The sequence below is a fragment of the Paraburkholderia fungorum genome (genome assembly GCF_046026025.1).
GTDB classification, from domain to species: Bacteria; Pseudomonadota; Gammaproteobacteria; order Burkholderiales; family Burkholderiaceae; genus Paraburkholderia; species Paraburkholderia fungorum_E.
On sequence record NZ_JAQQFL010000010.1, the window covers coordinates 203,713 to 219,731 of the forward strand.

The following is a 16,019-nucleotide window of genomic DNA, read 5'->3' on the forward strand; positions in this document are numbered from 1 at the left end:
TCAAAGCGGCAGGGTGGCGGAATAAAACTGAATTGACGATCTTTTACGATTTGAATCCGGCCGGATTCGAAATGGACGAACTCGGTATATAAAGGAGCAGAAGTTCGCTAATTGCGGAGATTGAGGTCGTACGCGTGGCTCAATATCAAACCGATTTTTCTTTGCTGGATTGACGAACGTCGCTGACGAGCACAGGGGGTGACTGGAGACTGTTCGACATGGAACACAAGCCATGCGAGATCAGGCTGATCGACAGCGGTTGAGTCCCTGCCAGGCAACTCGTTGCGCTGTCGACCTTTACTTCATTCAGGCAAATCCGCGCGGGTTCGTCGACTGCCACCGCCAATGATCCGCGCACATCCTCTCGATCCCAAACTCCGCGCGCCAGCCAATCACTTCCAGGGCTGCGGCGGGATCCGCAAAACACGAAGCCACATCGCCCGGGCGGCGAGCCACGATCTCGTAAGGCACTGGCCGGCCCGCGGCCTTCTCGAATGCCTTGACGACGTCGATCACGCTATACCCCTGGCCCGTTCCGAGATTCACGACGAAACTGGCATCGCGTTTGACCAGCGCATCCAGCGCGGCCAGGTGCCCGCGCGCCAGGTCCACAACGTGGATATAGTCCCGAACCCCGGTGCCATCCGGCGTCTCGTAGTCGCCACCGAATACGCGCAGCTTTTCCAGCTTACCCACTGCGACCTGGGCCACATAAGGCATCAGATTGTTGGGGATGCCGGCCGGATCTTCGCCAATCAGGCCGCTCTCATGCGCGCCAACCGGATTGAAGTAACGCAGCGTCGCAATCCGCCAGGAAGCATCGGCCACTTCCAGATCACGCAAAACCTGCTCGGCGATCAGCTTCGATTGCCCATAAGGATTGGTGGCCGACAGCGGAAACGATTCGTCGATCGGCGAACTCTGCGGTACGCCATAGACCGTCGCCGAAGAACTGAACACGAACTGCTTCACATTGCGATCGCGCATCACGCCGAGCAGCGCCAGCAAACTGCCGACGTTATTGCTGTAGTACTCGACGGGCTTGGCGACCGATTCGCCCACCGCTTTGAGCGCGGCAAAATGGATCGCACCGGTGATCGGATGGGCGTCGAAAATACGGTTGAGCGCTGCTTCATCGCGCGCGTCGGCTTCGTAAAAGGTCACGGGCTTACCGGTGATCTTTTCCACACGCCGCAGCGATTCGCGGTTGCTGTTCACGAGATTGTCGATTACCACGACGTCGTAACCGCCGTTCAGCAGTTCGACGCATGTGTGCGAGCCGATAAATCCTGCACCGCCCGTTACCAGAATCGTACCCTTCGTGCTCATTCTGTTGCTCCGTTAAAGTAAAACGCCCGTCATTTTTTGCACCAGGTCTTTATATGTTTCGACGACGACGCGTTCGTCGAACTCTTGCGCGACTTTCTGTCGACCGCGTTCAGCCATTGAGCGGCGCTCGGCGCCGCTCATATCGAGCATTTGCGCCAGCTTCACCGCGAGACTTTCTGCATTGCGTACTTCGCACAGCAATCCGTTGACGCCGTCCGCCACCACTTCGCGGCAGCCGGGCACGTCCGTTGTCACAATGGGCCGTCCCATCGCAGACGCTTCCATCAGTGTACGAGGCACGCCTTCACGATAGGACGGCAGGACCACGCAGTCCGCGCCGGCGATGAACGGCCTCACGTCGTGCGCCTCGCCAAGATACTCGACGACGCCTTCCTGCTCCCACGCGGCGACCTCTGCGCGTGTGATCGCGCTAGGGTTGTCGACGCCGACCGGCCCGAGCAACTGGAACCGCGCCTGGGGATAGCGCCCGCGCAAACGCCGCGCGGCTTCGACATATTCTCCGACACCCTTGTCCCACAGGAGCCGTCCGATCAGCACGAACTTGAACTCCGAGCGCTCCGGCAGCGGCGTGAAGGCGAACTGTTCGAGATCGACACCTTCGCCATGCAGCAGACGCGCCCGTTCAGGATGCACCAACAAATTCTGCTCGACAAACGCGGCCTGGTCGTCGCGATTCAGAAACCAGACTTCGCGCGGGAAACGGAAGGCGAAACGGTACAGTTTTTTGGCGACCTGAGCCGCGCGGCTCTGCTGGATGAACACGTAACCGAGCCCGGTGGTCACCGCCACCGACTGCACGCCCGCCAGTTTCGCGGCGACCGAGCCGTAAATGTTCGGCTTGATTGTGTAGTGGAACACGACATGCGGCCGGATGCTTCGATACAGACGATACAACGACAAAAGCGTGCGCAGGTCTTCGCGTGGACTGGTGCCTTTGGACGCCACGGGCAATTCGATGCAGCGGCACCCCATCGCGGTAAGCAGCTCGAAGGTACGGTCGCGTGGCGCGAGCACCGTGACGTCGACGCCGCGTCCCACCAGCATGCGGATCAGCCCTTGCCGATACGTATAGATTGCCCAGGCGGTGTTACAGACGAGTGTAATGCGCAGCGCGGGCGTCGACTTAAAGGCAGGCTTCATGCGGGACAAGGCTCGACGGTGAATGACTGGTTGAAAGACGGAGTAACGGCATCAATGGCCTGCATGCGGCGCGAGCAGCGTGCGTTTGACCCGCTGCAATGCACGGTAAGGCGTCACGAAATGCAGCAGATTTTTAGCGAGACCCAGCCAGTCGTACGGATTGGTGACGTTGAAGTAGCGCAGTTGCAGCCGCAGCGTCGAGCTGACCTGACGGCGCCGTTTGGTGGCGCTAATGCCGCCTTCGTTCAGCTCGTAGTAGAGCCCGAGCTCCGGCAGATTCGCGCAGTCGTAGCGCGCCATCAGGCGCACGAACAGATCGAGGTCCTCGGCGGAAGGATACGCCGCGCGATAGTTGCCGACCGCGCGGACGGCGTCGATGCGCAGCATCATCGACGGATGCGCGAGGCATGACCGGAAGAAGCGCAGACGCCGGATCTGTGCCGGCTCGGCGGGCGGCGTCAGCATGAACAGCGGTTTTCCTTCACGCGTGACGACCTGCGTCCACATGCCGAGCCCCGCCACTTGCGGATGCGACTCCATGAACACGCGTTGTCTGGCGAGCCGTTGCGGCACACTGCGGTCGCCTGCATCGATGCGGGCTGCGTAGCGAAAGCCGCGCTGCGCAAGGGCGTCGACTCCGGTTTGCAGTGCGCGTTCGATGCCGCCGTTCTGCGGCATGCGCAACACGTCGATCTGCATGTTCGGGAGCGCCGGCGCGACGATGGGCGGCGTGCTGCCGTCGTCGACGATCAGTACGTGGACCCGCGCGCTTTCGCTGAACGAGGCCAGCGTGAGATCGACGTCTGCCTGGCCGTTGTACGCGGGCATCAGGACGGCGACATCGTCGAGGGAGCCATGCGCGGTGGCGGATGAATTCGTCATGGGCGCAATTTGAAACGAATGTAATAAAGATTAACTGATGCGGCGGCGAGATAACCGGCCGCGAGACCCACGAGCGCACCGTAAGCGCCAAGCCGCGGAATCGCCAGCAGATTGACGATGAATGCGACAGCCAGCGCCAGCAGCCACTTCGAGAGCAACACGAATTTGGCCTGATATTTGAGCACGATCAGATTGCCGATCGCTTCGATGCCGGCCGGCACGGAAAGCCACACGGCCCAACGGAAAATTTCGATGGCACCTTCAAAGTCCGGTCCGAACACGCGGCGGATGATCAAGCCGGCCAGCAGATCCAGCACGATCGCGCCGCTCACCATCAGCGCGGCGGTCATGGCGGTAAGCCGCCACACGTTGCGGCGCAAGTGCGCGGCATCCTGCACACGGTAGACGAAGGCGGGCGCGATTGTCTGCGCGAGCATCAGCGCGAGCGTGATCCAGTTTTCGTTCAACTGCTGGGCGGCGGAATAACGCCCGAGATCGGCGAAGGAAATGGCCCGCTCGAGCATCAGTCTGTCCAGTTTCAGGAACAGATACATACAGATCAGGCCGAGCCAGAACACCGTGCCGGCGGTTGCGAAGTGCTTGAAGAGCGAGCGGTCGAGGCGCCAGCCGAGCTGACCGCCATGCCGGCGGATGTAATAGATCAGCAGAACCGCGCCGATTGCCGCCGATTCGGCGGCCCACAGCCAGCCAAAGCGCGCGGGGGTTGCCGCCGCGCGCACCAGCAGATAGACGAAGCCGGCCTTCAGCACCGCGGTGCTCATGCTGGTGAGCAACTGCGGCTTGCTATACGTCATGCTTTGCAGCCACGCGTTGATCACGCCGACGAACGGCTCGCGAAACAGCATCGTCACCGCGAGGCCGGCAAGCATGGCGCCCACCAGCGGCTCGAAGAAGTGCAAGGCGATGCCGAGCCACGTCAGCAGCAACGCCGCGACCGAAACCGAGAAGCGCAGCGCGAAGGCGCTGCCGAGCACGGTGCCCAACTGGGTGGGCGGGCGGCCGACAATGGTGGGAACCAGAATCTCCGCGCCGCACACCCAGGTGATCGGCGAAAGCACCAGCAGCAGCGTATTCGCGTACTGCCATTTGCCGAAGGTGTCCGGCCCGAAGTAGCGCGCCAGCATGCCGCTGATCACGATCGCCACGCCGATCTGCGTGAGCCGCTCAAGCCCGAGCCAGACGATATTGGCGAAGGCGCGCGTGACGTCGGGATTGGCGAAGCGTTTGAGCGTCAACATCCGGTGGATACCCACCGGGCCCGTTGCGCCGGGCGCGCGAGCGGCGCGGCTTGTGTGGCTTGCGCGGTTTGCCTGGTTTGTGCGGCGGCAACGTGCACGAACGCCCACCCGCAGGCCGACTGTCGCGGCAACTTTCCAAAAGGAGGGCGTCTAAGCATTAGAATAGGCGTCTATAAGGCAGGTCCGAAAGGCGCAATTATAAGTTGGAACCGGATCGCTTCCGGCAAGGGCGCATCGCCCGGTTTGCAGAGTGTTTTACCGATCCCTCGGCAATGCGCCGGTCAAAATTTTCCATTGCACGCAAGTGAGCCAACATGATCTCCAAATCTATTTTCAAGGCGTATGACATTCGCGGCGTAATCGGCAAGACGCTCGACGCCGATGCGGCGCGTTCGATCGGCCTCGCGTTCGGCAGCGAAGTGCGGGCGCAAGGCGGCGACGCCGTGGTGGTTGCGCGTGACGGACGCCTGTCGGGTCCCGAGCTGGTTCAGGCGCTGTCGGACGGTTTGCGTGCGGCCGGTGTCGACGTGGTGAACGTCGGCATGGTGCCGACGCCGGTCGGCTACTTCGCCGCCAGCGTGCCGTTGAAGCTGGATGGCGGCGAGCGCCGCGTCGATTCGTGCATCGTGGTGACGGGCAGCCACAATCCGCCGGACTACAACGGCTTCAAGATGGTCCTGCGCGGCGCGGCGATTTACGGCGAGGCGATCCTCGCGCTGCATCAGCGCATTGTCGACGAGAACTTTTCGGAAGGCGGCGGCACGTACACCGAGTACGACATTGCCGATGCCTATCTGGATCGCATCACGAGCGACGTCAAGCTCGCCCGCCCGATCAAGATCGTGGTCGACACCGGCAACGGTGTGGCAGGCGGCCTCGCGCCGAAGCTCTTCAAGCAGCTCGGCTGCGAACTGGTGGAGCTGTTCACCGAGATCGACGGCAACTTCCCGAACCATCACCCGGACCCGGCTCACCCCGAGAATCTGCAGGACGTGATTCGCGCGCTGAAGGAAACGGACGCTGAAATCGGTTTCGCGTTCGACGGCGACGGCGACCGCCTCGGCGTCGTCACCAAAGACGGCCAGATCATTTATCCGGACCGCCAACTGATGCTGTTCGCCGAAGAAGTGCTATCGCGCAACAAGGGCGCGCAGATCATTTATGACGTGAAGTGCACGCGCAATCTTGCGAAATGGGTCAAGGAGAAGGGCGGCGAACCGTTGATGTGGAAGACCGGCCACTCGCTGGTCAAGGCAAAGCTGCGTGAAACCGGTGCGCCGCTGGCGGGCGAAATGAGCGGTCACGTGTTTTTCAAAGACCGCTGGTATGGGTTTGACGACGGCCTGTACACAGGCGCGCGTCTGCTGGAAATCCTCACGCGCGTGGCCGATCCGAGCCAGTTGCTGAATTCGCTGCCGAACTCGAATTCCACGCCGGAACTGCAATTGAAGCTCGAAGAAGGCGAAAACTTCGAACTGATCGCGCGTTTGCAGCAAAACGCCACATTCACCGGCGCGGACGAGGTCGTGAAGATCGATGGCCTGCGTGTCGAGTACCCGGACGGTTTTGGCCTCGCGCGCTCGTCGAACACGACGCCGGTGGTGGTGATGCGTTTCGAAGCCGATAGCGACGCAGCGCTGAAGCGCATTCAGGAAGACTTCCGCCGCGTCATCATGGCGGAAAAGCCTGACGCGAAGCTGCCGTTCTGAACGCATCAACGGCGCTGCGGTTCGAGGCGAACCGCGGTAGCTGTCGAACGCGGCGCGGGTTTCACTTACCGCGCCGCGTTTTTTCATGCCATTTACCTGTGTCGCGCTAGAATTGCGACTTTTCAACGCATCTTCGGGCCGGATAGCCGGTTTTCCCACACTTGAGCGTACAAAAGATACTGATCGTGCGGGTGTCGTCATTGGGCGACGTCGTTCACAACATGCCGGTGATCGCCGACATACGACGCCGCCATCCCGAAGCCCAGATCGACTGGCTCGTCGAAGAAAGCTTCGTGGGTCTCGTGGAACTCGTCAGCGGCGTGCGGCGGGCGATTCCCGTGTCGCTGCGGCGCTGGCGCAAGCGCATCCTCTCGGTCGACAACTGGCGCGAGATCAGCGCGTTCCGCCGGGCGCTCGCCGCCGAGAACTATGACCTCGTGATCGACTGCCAGGGGCTCATCAAAACCGCGTGGGTCGCGAGCATGGCGCGCGGGCCACTGGTCGGCCTTGCCAACCGTACCGATGGCGCGGGCTTCGAATGGCCCGTGCGTTTTTTCTACGACAAGCGGGTGCCGATCGAGCCGCGCACTCATGTAGTCGAACGTACGCGTCAACTGGTGGCCGCGGCGCTGGGCGATCCGCAGCCGCAACCCACCGACGATATCGATTTCGGCATCGATACCGGGCGCGCGGCGCTGGCGTTGTCGGAAGCGAATCTGAACCTGCCGGTGCCTTATGTGGTGTTCGTGCATGCCACCTCGCGCGCCGACAAGCAGTGGCCCGATGCCGCGTGGATCGAACTCGGCCAGTCGCTGGTGCGGCGCGGCGCGTCGATCGTGCTGCCGTGGGGCAGCGAGGAAGAGCGCGCCACCAGCGAACGTCTGGCGAAGGAATTCGGCGGTGCGGCCATTGTGCCGCCCAAGCTGTCGTTGCCGGCGGTGGTGGGCCTGATTGAAGGCGCCGCCGCGACCGTCGGCGTTGACACAGGTCTAGTGCACATTGCGGCGGCGCTGAAGCGGCCGACAGTCGAGTTGTACAATTTCGCCACCGCGTGGCGTACCGGCGGCTACTGGTCGCCGAACGTCGTCAATCTCGGTACGGCCGGCAAGCCGCCCACGCTGCAGGAAGTCAAGTCCGCGCTGGCCGGTTTCGGCCTGCTGTAATGCTGTAACGCGGCGTGCTTCGCCTTACGCGCCATCCGTTTTCAAGGGCGACCATGAACGAAACCCAGATCATCGAAGTAGCGAACGCCGACTGGCACGGACGCAATCTGTCCGTGCCGCGCGAGACGCTGCTGGCCGGCGTGGAACGCGGCAAAGTGCTGTACTTCCCGAACCTGCGCTTTGCCATCGAAGGTGGCGAGCAGGCCTTGCTCGATCCCGCGCTGGCCGATCCGAGCCGCAAGAACATCAGTCTCGAGCCGAACGGCGGCGCGTTGCACGGCGTGGCCGGCGATGCGGTCACGCAATCGGCGGTGCGCGCGTTGATCGCGCGCTATCAGTCCAATGCGCGCACGCTGGTCGATGGGCTCTTTCCCGAATACAACGGCAAGTTGCGCGTCGCGCCGACGAGCCTGCGGCTGCATCAGGTTCAAGGGCGCGAGACGTCCTGGCGTAAGGACGACAGCCGTTTGCACGTCGACGCCTTTCCGTCGCGGCCGAATTACGGCGAGCGCATTCTGCGCGTGTTCACCAACGTGAATCCGCATGGTGAGCCGCGCGTGTGGCGCGTCGGCGAACCGTTCGAGGATATGGCCAAGCGCTTCCTGCCGCGGATCAAACCGCAGATGCCGGGTTCGGCGTGGCTGCTGAATCTGCTGCACGTGACCAAATCGCCGCGCAGCGAATACGACCATCTGATGCTGAATCTGCACGACAGCATGAAGGCCGATCTCGAGTATCAGAAGTCGAGCCTGCAGGAGACCATGCCGTTTCCGCCGGGCTGCGTGTGGGTGTGCTTCTCCGACCAGACTTCGCATGCGGTGATGTCCGGGCAGTTCATGCTGGAGCAGACCTTCTTCCTGCCGGTCAAGGCGATGGCGCAGCCGGATTGCGCGCCGCTCGGCATTCTCGAGCGCCTGAAGGGCAGGGCGCTAGTTTGAGCGCCGCCGTCGGTTTCTATCGTGCTTTGAGACTCGCGCTTGCATTCGGGTTCGTGCTCGGGTGTGCGGAGTCCCGATGCTGAGGGCGATTTACAACGCGCTCTGGTGGATCATCGCGCCGCTTGCCGTGCTGCGCTTGCTGATTCGCTCGCGCAAGGAGCGTGGCTATCGCGAGCATATCGCCGAGCGTTTCGGTTATGCGCGCGGCCGGTTGCCGGAAGACAATGCACCGTTGATCTGGGTGCATGCGGTGTCGGTGGGCGAGACGCGTGCCGCGCAACCGCTGATCGACGCGTTGATCGAGGCGCGTCCCGACGCACGAATTCTTCTGACGCACATGACGCCGAGTGGTCGTGCCACCGGCGAGCAGATTTTCGGCGACCGTGTGTTGCGCAGCTATCTGCCGTACGACATGCCCCATGCGGTGCGGCGGTTCTTGCGGGCGTGGCGGCCGTCGCTCGGTCTGGTGATGGAAACCGAAGTGTGGCCGACGCTGATCGACGAATGTCGTCGTGCGGATGTGCCGCTCGTGCTGACCAACGCGCGGATGTCGGCACGCTCGTATAAGCGCGCGGCCAAGTTCGGTCATGCGACCAAGGACGTGTTCGGCGGATTTTCGCGGGTGCTGGCGCAGAGTCCGTCGGATGCGGAGCGGCTCACCGCACTCGGCGCGCGTAACGTCGCGGTGCTCGGCAATCTGAAGTTCGATATGAGCACGCCGCCGGAACTGGCGGCGCGTGGTCATGCGTGGCGTGCGGCGATCGGCACGCGGCCTGTGTGGGTCGCGGCGAGTACGCGTGAAGGCGAAGAGGAACTGGTGCTGCAGGCGTTCGCGGCGCTGGGCATCGACGATGCATTGCTGATTCTGGTGCCGCGTCATCCGCAACGCTTTAACGAAGTGGCGGCGTCGGTCGAGAGGGCAGGTTTGCGGCTTGAGCGGCGTTCGGCCTGGGCGCCCGCGGCGACGGTGGCATCGGCTGCAGCTTCATCCGCGGGCGGTGGTGTACCCGCGCTGTCTTCGGACGTGAACGTGTTGCTCGGCGATTCGATGGGCGAGTTGGGCGCTTACTACGCGGCTTCGGATCTGGCGTTTATCGGCGGGAGTTTGCTGCCGCTGGGTGGGCAGAATCTGATTGAGGCATGCGCGGTCGGGGTACCGGTGCTGATCGGGCCGCACGTGTTCAACTTCACGCAAGCCACCGCGGATGCCGTCGCGGCTGGCGCGGCGGTGCAGGTGCAGGACCCGGCTGATCTGGCGCGAGCTCTGCGCGAACTGTTCGGCGACAAAGCAAGGCGGTTGGCGATGGGCGGCGCGGCTTCGGCGTTTGCCGCGCGCCACCGCGGCGCGACGGCACGGACCGTGGATGTGTTGATGGCGGTGCTGCCGGAGTGAGGAGAGGCGCGAAAGCGCCTCGACTCCAAAGGTTCGAAGCTACGAAGCTTTGAAACACGCCCCTCGGGCTTTAAGCCTTCAACAGCCCCTTCTTCTCGATAAATTTCACCACCACATCCAGCCCATCGAGCGCCTTCAGATTGCACATCACGAAGGGTCGCTCGCCGCGCATCTTCTTCGCGTCTGATGCCATGACCTCAAGATTCGCGCCGACCATCGGTGCGAGATCGGTCTTGTTGATCACCAGCAGATCCGACTTCGTAATGCCTGGACCGCCTTTGCGCGGAATCTTTTCGCCGCCCGCCACGTCGATCACATAGATCGTCAGGTCCGACAGTTCCGGGCTGAATGTTGCCGCGAGGTTATCGCCGCCCGATTCGATGAACACGATGTCCGCATCCGGAAAACGCGTCAGCATACGGTCGACGGCTTCCAGATTGATGGAGGCGTCTTCACGAATTGCCGTATGTGGGCAGCCGCCCGTTTCGACGCCCATGATCCGTTCAGCGGGCAACGCGCCTGCCACTGTCAACAGACGCTGGTCTTCCTTCGTATAGATGTCGTTGGTGATCGCGACGAGGTCGTACTGTTCGCGCATCGCCTTGCAGAGCATTTCGAGCAGCGTGGTTTTGCCCGAGCCGACCGGGCCGCCGACACCCACGCGCAGCGGCGGCAGTTTCTTCGTGCGGACAGGCGGGTGAGCAGGGTGATGAGGTGCGTTCATGATGGATCTTCTTATGAGCGAAACAGCCGCGAATACTGCGACTCGTGACGCGCCGACAGAATGCCGAGTTGCGGCGCGAAGGTGTTGATGTTGTCGGGTGAGGTGGCCAAGGCTCGCGTGACGGCGGCATCGATCGGCTCGCGTAACGCGACGATGATGCGCTGGCCGGCGAGTTGGCCGAGCGGCACGGCCTTCAATGCGGCGGCGGCCTGGTTCTCCACCCAACTGAAGGCGTAGGCGGCAAGCACCGCGTCAGGCGCTGCGTCGTGAGCGAAAGCGGCGAATGCGAAAGCCGTGGGTTGCGCCAGGGGCTTGAGCGATGCCAGCGTCGTGCGCCGCTCGGCGTCGCCCCATTCCAGCGCGACGCACAATTGTCGCAGCGACCAGCCCATCTGCTCCGTCTCGCGTCTCAGTTCGGCGGACTCCCGGCTTGCCAGGAATTCACTGTTTGCTTCCTTCAGGCCGTCGGCGTCGTGCGCGCGCCAGCGTTCCATCTGGTGTGCAAGAAACGGCAGCTCGCCACGCGCGAGTACATCGGTTAAACCGCTTGCGATCCAATCGCGCGCGGAATCCGCGTCGGTGACGAGTTGTGCTTCGATCGCCGCTTCGAGGCCCTGCGAGTAGCTGAACGCGCCGATCGGCAAGGCCGGCGACGCGAGATGCAGCAACGCTGTGAGTTCAGCGATGCGCATGGTGATGATGCCCGTGGCCGCACGACTCGTCGTGGACGTGATCGTTGTCTTTTTGATTGTGCGAATGGTCGGCGCCGTGGTCATGCTCATGCGGGTGACCTTGGGCGTGGCTATGCCCGTGCTCATGATCCGAGTGATCATGTCCATGCTCGTGATCATGCGAATGGCCGTGCCCATGCTCATGGTCGTGCGAATGCCCATGATGTTCGCCGAACACCTGCTGAGCTAACGCATAGTCTTCCGCAAAGGTCTCATCATGACCATGCTTATGACCGCCGCCGTACGCGCCCGATTCCGGCTGGAACGGCATCGACACCTGATCCACGCTCGCACCGATGCGCTTCAACATATCGGCGAGAACCGGATCGTATTCAAGCTTCAGATAATCCGCGCCGACTTCGACCGGCGTATGACGATTGCCAAGGTGATACGCCGCGCGCGTCAGCGTCAACGCATCTTTCGCGCGAACAACCAGCACCGCTTCGGACGCGGCGACTACGCGCACCAGGCCGCCATCATCGGCGACCAGAACATCGCCGTCGCGCAGCACGGTGCCGCGCGGCAACAGCAGCGCGACTTCCTCGCCGTTATCGAGCGTAGCCGCGAGACGGCTCTTACGACGATCGTCAAAAGCGAGCGTCAAGGTCGGCGCGCGCTTCACCAGCACGGGTGCCAGTTTCAGATGCGGCGCAATCAGTTTGTCGATAGTGCGCATGGTTTAGAACAAAAAGTAGCGTTGTGCCATCGGCAGCACGGTGGCCGGTTCGCAAGTCAGCAACTGGCCGTCCGCGATGACCTGATACGTTTCCGGGTCGACGCTGATCGCCGGGCGCCACGCGTTGTGAATCATGTCCGCCTTCGTGATCTTGCGGCAGTTCTTCACGGCAACGATACGCTTATTCAGACCGTAGCGTTCACCGACACCCGCATCCGCGGCCATCTGCGAAACGAAGGTCAGCGAAGTGCGTCCCAGCGCACCGCCACGCGTCGCGAACATCTCGCGATAGTGGACCGGCTGCGGCGTTGGAATCGACGCGTTCGGGTCACCCATCTGCGCCATCGCGATCATGCCGCCTTTCAGGATCAGCGACGGCTTGATGCCGAAAAACGCCGGCTCCCAGAACACCAGATCGGCCCACTTGCCCGGTTCGATCGAACCGACTTCATGCGAGATACCGTGCGTGATGGCCGGGTTGATCGTGTACTTGGCGACATAGCGCTTCGCACGGAAATTGTCGTGACGCGCGTTGTCTTCGGGCAGCGCGCCGCGTTGCACCTTCATCTTGTGCGCGGTCTGCCATGTGCGGATGATCACTTCGCCCACGCGCCCCATTGCTTGTGAGTCCGACGACAGCATTGATAGCGCGCCGAGGTCGTGCAGGATGTCTTCGGCGGCGATGGTCTCGCGACGGATGCGCGATTCGGCGAACGCGATATCTTCCGCAATCGACGGGTCCAGGTGGTGACACACCATCAACATGTCGAGATGCTCTTCGAGCGTGTTGATGGTGTACGGGCGCGTCGGATTGGTCGAGGAGGGCAGCACGTTCGCTTCGCCGCAGACCTTGATGATGTCCGGCGCGTGGCCGCCGCCGGCACCTTCCGTGTGATACGTGTGGATCGTGCGACCCTTGAACGCGGCCACGGTTGCTTCCACAAAACCCGCTTCATTTAGCGTGTCGGTGTGGATCGCGACCTGCGTGTCGGTATCGTCGGCGACAGAGAGACAATTGTCGATTGCAGCCGGCGTCGTGCCCCAGTCTTCGTGCAGCTTCAAACCGATCGCACCCGCGGCGATCTGCTCCAAAGCCGGCTGCGGCTGGCTCACGTTACCCTTGCCTAGAAAGCCGAGATTCATCGGATAACCATCGGCCGCCTGCAGCATGCGTTCGAGATGCCACGGACCCGGCGTGCAAGTCGTCGCGTTCGTGCCCGTTGCCGGACCGGTGCCACCGCCGAGCATCGTCGTCACGCCGCTTGCGAGCGCCTCCTCGATCTGCTGCGGGCTGATGAAGTGGATGTGCGTATCGATGCCACCCGCCGTCACGATCAGGCCTTCGCCCGCGATCACTTCGGTGGATGCGCCGATCGCGATCGTCACGTTCGGCTGGATGTCGGGATTGCCCGCTTTGCCGATCGCCGCGATGCGGCCGTTCTTGATGCCGATGTCGGCCTTGACGATGCCCCAGTGATCGAGAATCACCGCGTTCGTCACGACGGTATCGACAACGTCGGCGTGCACGCGTTGCGACTGGCCCATGCCGTCGCGAATCACTTTGCCGCCGCCGAATTTCACTTCTTCGCCGTAGGTCGTGAAGTCGCGTTCGACTTCGATCAGCAACTCGGTATCGGCGAGGCGTACGCGGTCGCCGGTGGTGGGGCCGAACATTTCCGCGTATGCGCGGCGGCCAATGCGTAAGGTCATGGTGTGGGTCCGGAAATGAGCAGGGCGGTCGAAGCAGGGATGCGCGCTCGGCGCATCAGAGCTTGCCCATCACCTTGCCGTTGAAGCCATAGACGACGCGGTCACCCGCCAGTTCGACCAGTTCGACGGTGCGTTCCTGGCCGGGTTCGAAGCGCACGGCGGTGCCTGCGGCGATGTTGAGCCGGAAGCCGCGCGCCGCGTCGCGATCGAAGGAGAGCGCCTCGTTCACTTCATGGAAGTGATAGTGCGAGCCGATCTGCACCGGACGGTCGCCCGTATTCGACACAACCACCGTGATGGTCGCGCGGCCCGCGTTGAGTTCGTGTTCGCCGTCGTCGATGAGAAGTTCGCCGGGAATCATGGGGCTGCCTTGCGTGATTAGGGGATCGGGTGATGAACGGTGACGAGCTTGGTGCCGTCGGGGAACGTGGCCTCGACCTGGATGTCGGGGATCATTTCCGGCACGCCTTCCATCACATCGGCGCGCGTCAGCAGCGTGGTGCCGTAGTGCATGACCTCGGCGACCGTTTTGCCGTCACGGGCCGCTTCCATCAATGCGGCGGTGATGAAGGCGATCGCTTCCGGGTAATTCAGTTTGAGGCCGCGAGCGCGGCGCCGTTCGGCAAGCAGCGCGGCGGTGAAGATCAGCAGCTTGTCCTTCTCGCGAGGTGTCAGCTTCATTGAATGTGTGCGTAGGGTTGCGCCGGCTCCGAGTGGGGCCGGCTGCGACAATGTTAGGCGTTGCGTGTCGTGGCCGCGATCGCGTGCTGAGCACAGGATGAGTCCACGACGAGTGCGATGCCGGATAAGCCAGCCACGGTATCAAGTTCCGCTAACGACGCGCTTACAGATCGGTCGGCAGCGGCGCGCCGAACCACTTCTTCGACATCGTGTTGAGTGTGCCGTCCTGTCTGGCTTGCGCGATGGCCGCGTTGACCTTCTGTTGCAGACGGGGCTCGTTCTTGTTCATGCCAACGAAGCACGGCGAACTCTTGATGACGAACTTCGGTTCCGGACGACGCGGCGGATTCTTCGCGAGGATCGCGGCGGCGACGATGTTGCCGGCTGCGATCAACTGCACCTGACCGGACAGAAACGCGGCGATAGTTGCATTGTTATCTTCGAAGCGCTTGATGGTGGCGTTCGGCGCCATTTGCGTGAGACTGATTTCTTCGAGCGCGCCGCGCGTGGCGCCGACCGTCTTGCCGGTCAGGTCGGCGGGGCCGGCGACCTTGACGTCCGCGGGACCGAACACGCCCTGGTAGTACGGCGCATAGGCCGTCGAGAAATCGATGACCTTGTCGCGCTCAGGCGTTTTGCCGAGCGACGAGATCACCAGATCGACCTTACCCGTTTGCAGATACGGAATGCGGTTCGCGCTGTTGACCGGCACGAGTTCGAGCTTCACGTTCATCGACTTCGCGAGCAGGGCGGCGGTATCGATGTCATAGCCTTGCGGCTTCATATCCGCGCCGACCGAACCGAACGGCGGATAGTCTTCCGGCACGGCGACTTTCAGCACGCCGGCTTTGGCGATGTTGTCGAGCGTGTCCGCATGGGCGACGGGCGCCTGGATCGCGAGGATGGGTGAGAGCAAGAGTGCGGCGAGCCAGGCGCGACGTGCGGCGCGAAGAGTCGAACGGGTCATGTTAGGTGAGCGGTGGTGGCGGGTGGTCGGCTGCCGTCAGGACGCGGCAGCATCGTGGGGGATTTTGATGCAAGGTGTGTGCCATGGCGGTGCAGCATGGGCTGGCGGGGAAGAAGGGGACTTGTGCACCTAATTGATGCATTGATGCGATTCAGGTTGGTGCACGCGTGGTCTTACGAGGGTTGAAAGGCAGCGGAAGCCCTCGCAAAGCACTGCTGCGTAAAAGACATCGCTTTGGATGACGTGCGACCACAGCGCGCGCAGCGCCGCCGGAAGAATGACTGCTATGTCGCTCACGCCGAATGTGCGAGAACACGGATTGCAGATGCGCCACTGGCCTCTCAAGCCAGGAGACCCGCTTAGGAATTCGCGGTTTGAGCGACTGCTCACACAGTGTGCGACGGTCTTCACCGACGATCAGACGTTGATGGCAGTGATGCTCGACAGGCATCCACATCACCCTGACATCGTGCAAATCAGCGGCGAGAGCCATCGACTGAAGAATGAGAGAAAGGCGGGACACACGAGCAAGCGGGCAAGCGCCAAAACGGTCGCGTGATGCGGGACCCGGTGGGCAGATCTATTTCGGCGAAATCTCGAAATGTGGGTCGGGGTTTCAGGCGGCAGCACATAACCTGACCCATAAAAAAGGCGCGATTTCTCGCGCCTTCCACTCTCATCATTCCCGCAGCGTTA

The 16,019-nt window shown here is 62.5% G+C and carries 15 protein-coding genes and 1 pseudogene; 5 read left to right on the plus strand and 11 right to left on the minus strand.

All coding sequences use genetic code 11. From position 1 onward, the window contains the following. Positions 1–306: 306 nt before the first annotated feature. From galE to PQR67_RS14015, 4 genes are read right to left on the minus strand one after another with little or no spacing between them, the layout of a single operon-like run. The gene (gene galE / locus PQR67_RS14000; RefSeq protein WP_408459784.1) at positions 307–1,329 is read right to left on the minus strand and encodes a UDP-glucose 4-epimerase GalE; all 1,023 of its coding nucleotides are present in this window, start codon (positions 1,327–1,329) and stop codon (positions 307–309) included. A gap of 12 nt (positions 1,330–1,341) precedes the next feature. Beyond that, positions 1,342–2,490: a glycosyltransferase family 4 protein gene (locus PQR67_RS14005; protein ID WP_408459786.1), complete on the minus strand. Its 1,149-nt coding sequence runs from the start codon at positions 2,488–2,490 to the stop codon at positions 1,342–1,344. 51 nt (positions 2,491–2,541) lie between these two features. Continuing rightward, positions 2,542–3,372, minus strand: a complete 831-nt coding sequence (locus PQR67_RS14010) for a glycosyltransferase (protein ID WP_408459789.1) — start codon at positions 3,370–3,372, stop codon at positions 2,542–2,544. Next, on the minus strand, positions 3,369–4,631 hold the full coding sequence (locus PQR67_RS14015) for an oligosaccharide flippase family protein (RefSeq protein ID WP_408459792.1): 1,263 nt from the start codon (positions 4,629–4,631) through the stop codon (positions 3,369–3,371). The genes PQR67_RS14010 and PQR67_RS14015 overlap by 4 nt, the downstream gene beginning before the upstream one ends. Before the next feature lie 314 nt (positions 4,632–4,945). Here PQR67_RS14015 and PQR67_RS14020 point away from each other — a divergent pair, with 314 nt between their 5' ends. From PQR67_RS14020 to waaA, 4 genes are all read left to right on the plus strand, one after another. Next, a complete protein-coding gene (locus PQR67_RS14020; RefSeq protein WP_408459794.1) occupies positions 4,946–6,340 on the plus strand; it encodes a phosphomannomutase/phosphoglucomutase in 1,395 nt (464 codons plus the stop codon). Between the two features lie 161 nt (positions 6,341–6,501). Further along, a complete protein-coding gene (gene waaC, locus PQR67_RS14025; RefSeq protein WP_408459797.1) occupies positions 6,502–7,503 on the plus strand; it encodes a lipopolysaccharide heptosyltransferase I in 1,002 nt (333 codons plus the stop codon). A 53-nt stretch (positions 7,504–7,556) separates the two neighbouring features. Then, on the plus strand, positions 7,557–8,441 hold the full coding sequence (gene kdoO, locus PQR67_RS14030; RefSeq protein WP_408459799.1) for a Kdo hydroxylase KdoO: 885 nt from the start codon (positions 7,557–7,559) through the stop codon (positions 8,439–8,441). Between the two features lie 76 nt (positions 8,442–8,517). After that, positions 8,518–9,834, plus strand: coding sequence for a lipid IV(A) 3-deoxy-D-manno-octulosonic acid transferase (waaA, locus tag PQR67_RS14035; protein WP_408459802.1), 1,317 nt, complete (start codon positions 8,518–8,520; stop codon positions 9,832–9,834). A gap of 70 nt (positions 9,835–9,904) precedes the next feature. Here the strand turns inward: waaA and ureG are convergent, their stop codons facing one another. The 7 genes from ureG to PQR67_RS14070 all read right to left on the minus strand — a co-directional run bounded on the left by ureG (position 9,905) and on the right by PQR67_RS14070 (position 15,323). Then, positions 9,905–10,558 carry an urease accessory protein UreG gene (gene ureG, locus PQR67_RS14040; protein ID WP_097391600.1) on the minus strand — a complete coding sequence of 218 codons (654 nt, stop codon included), beginning with the start codon at positions 10,556–10,558 and terminating at the stop codon, positions 9,905–9,907. 11 nt (positions 10,559–10,569) lie between these two features. Continuing rightward, entirely contained in the window at positions 10,570–11,250 is a 681-nt protein-coding gene (locus PQR67_RS14045; RefSeq protein ID WP_408459829.1) for an urease accessory protein UreF, read from the minus strand. Beyond that, the gene (gene ureE / locus PQR67_RS14050) at positions 11,237–11,965 is read right to left on the minus strand and encodes an urease accessory protein UreE (RefSeq protein WP_408459805.1); all 729 of its coding nucleotides are present in this window, start codon (positions 11,963–11,965) and stop codon (positions 11,237–11,239) included. Before ureE ends, PQR67_RS14045 begins: the two co-directional genes overlap by 14 nt. 3 nt (positions 11,966–11,968) lie before the next feature. Continuing rightward, positions 11,969–13,675: an urease subunit alpha gene (gene ureC / locus PQR67_RS14055; RefSeq protein ID WP_408390408.1), complete on the minus strand. Its 1,707-nt coding sequence runs from the start codon at positions 13,673–13,675 to the stop codon at positions 11,969–11,971. 55 nt (positions 13,676–13,730) lie between these two features. Continuing rightward, the gene (locus PQR67_RS14060; RefSeq protein WP_408459808.1) at positions 13,731–14,036 is read right to left on the minus strand and encodes an urease subunit beta; all 306 of its coding nucleotides are present in this window, start codon (positions 14,034–14,036) and stop codon (positions 13,731–13,733) included. A gap of 17 nt (positions 14,037–14,053) precedes the next feature. Further along, positions 14,054–14,356 carry an urease subunit gamma gene (gene ureA, locus PQR67_RS14065; RefSeq protein ID WP_054041799.1) on the minus strand — a complete coding sequence of 101 codons (303 nt, stop codon included), beginning with the start codon at positions 14,354–14,356 and terminating at the stop codon, positions 14,054–14,056. Between the two features lie 163 nt (positions 14,357–14,519). Then, positions 14,520–15,323: a transporter substrate-binding domain-containing protein gene (locus PQR67_RS14070; RefSeq protein WP_408459811.1), complete on the minus strand. Its 804-nt coding sequence runs from the start codon at positions 15,321–15,323 to the stop codon at positions 14,520–14,522. Positions 15,324–15,711: 388 nt separating this feature from the next. Here PQR67_RS14070 and PQR67_RS14075 point away from each other — a divergent pair. Then, a pseudogene (locus PQR67_RS14075) lies at positions 15,712–15,882 on the plus strand (ATP-binding protein); the annotation flags it as partial. Positions 15,883–16,019 lie beyond the last annotated feature (137 nt).

Bases quoted from the DNA above. Each gene is read 5' to 3' on its own strand.
- galE (WP_408459784.1), bottom strand. From the start codon at position 1,329: ATGAGCACGAAGGGTACGATTCTGGTAACGGGCGGTGCAGGATTTATC.
- PQR67_RS14005 (WP_408459786.1), bottom strand. From the start codon at position 2,490: ATGAAGCCTGCCTTTAAGTCGACGCCCGCGCTGCGCATTACACTCGTC.
- PQR67_RS14010 (WP_408459789.1), bottom strand. From the start codon at position 3,372: ATGACGAATTCATCCGCCACCGCGCATGGCTCCCTCGACGATGTCGCC.
- PQR67_RS14015 (WP_408459792.1), bottom strand. From the start codon at position 4,631: ATGTTGACGCTCAAACGCTTCGCCAATCCCGACGTCACGCGCGCCTTC.
- PQR67_RS14020 (WP_408459794.1), top strand. From the start codon at position 4,946: ATGATCTCCAAATCTATTTTCAAGGCGTATGACATTCGCGGCGTAATC.
- kdoO (WP_408459799.1), top strand. From the start codon at position 7,557: ATGAACGAAACCCAGATCATCGAAGTAGCGAACGCCGACTGGCACGGA.
- waaA (WP_408459802.1), top strand. From the start codon at position 8,518: ATGCTGAGGGCGATTTACAACGCGCTCTGGTGGATCATCGCGCCGCTT.
- ureG (WP_097391600.1), bottom strand. From the start codon at position 10,558: ATGAACGCACCTCATCACCCTGCTCACCCGCCTGTCCGCACGAAGAAA.
- PQR67_RS14045 (WP_408459829.1), bottom strand. From the start codon at position 11,250: ATGCGCATCGCTGAACTCACAGCGTTGCTGCATCTCGCGTCGCCGGCC.
- ureE (WP_408459805.1), bottom strand. From the start codon at position 11,965: ATGCGCACTATCGACAAACTGATTGCGCCGCATCTGAAACTGGCACCC.
- ureC (WP_408390408.1), bottom strand. From the start codon at position 13,675: ATGACCTTACGCATTGGCCGCCGCGCATACGCGGAAATGTTCGGCCCC.
- PQR67_RS14060 (WP_408459808.1), bottom strand. From the start codon at position 14,036: ATGATTCCCGGCGAACTTCTCATCGACGACGGCGAACACGAACTCAAC.
- ureA (WP_054041799.1), bottom strand. From the start codon at position 14,356: ATGAAGCTGACACCTCGCGAGAAGGACAAGCTGCTGATCTTCACCGCC.
- PQR67_RS14070 (WP_408459811.1), bottom strand. From the start codon at position 15,323: ATGACCCGTTCGACTCTTCGCGCCGCACGTCGCGCCTGGCTCGCCGCA.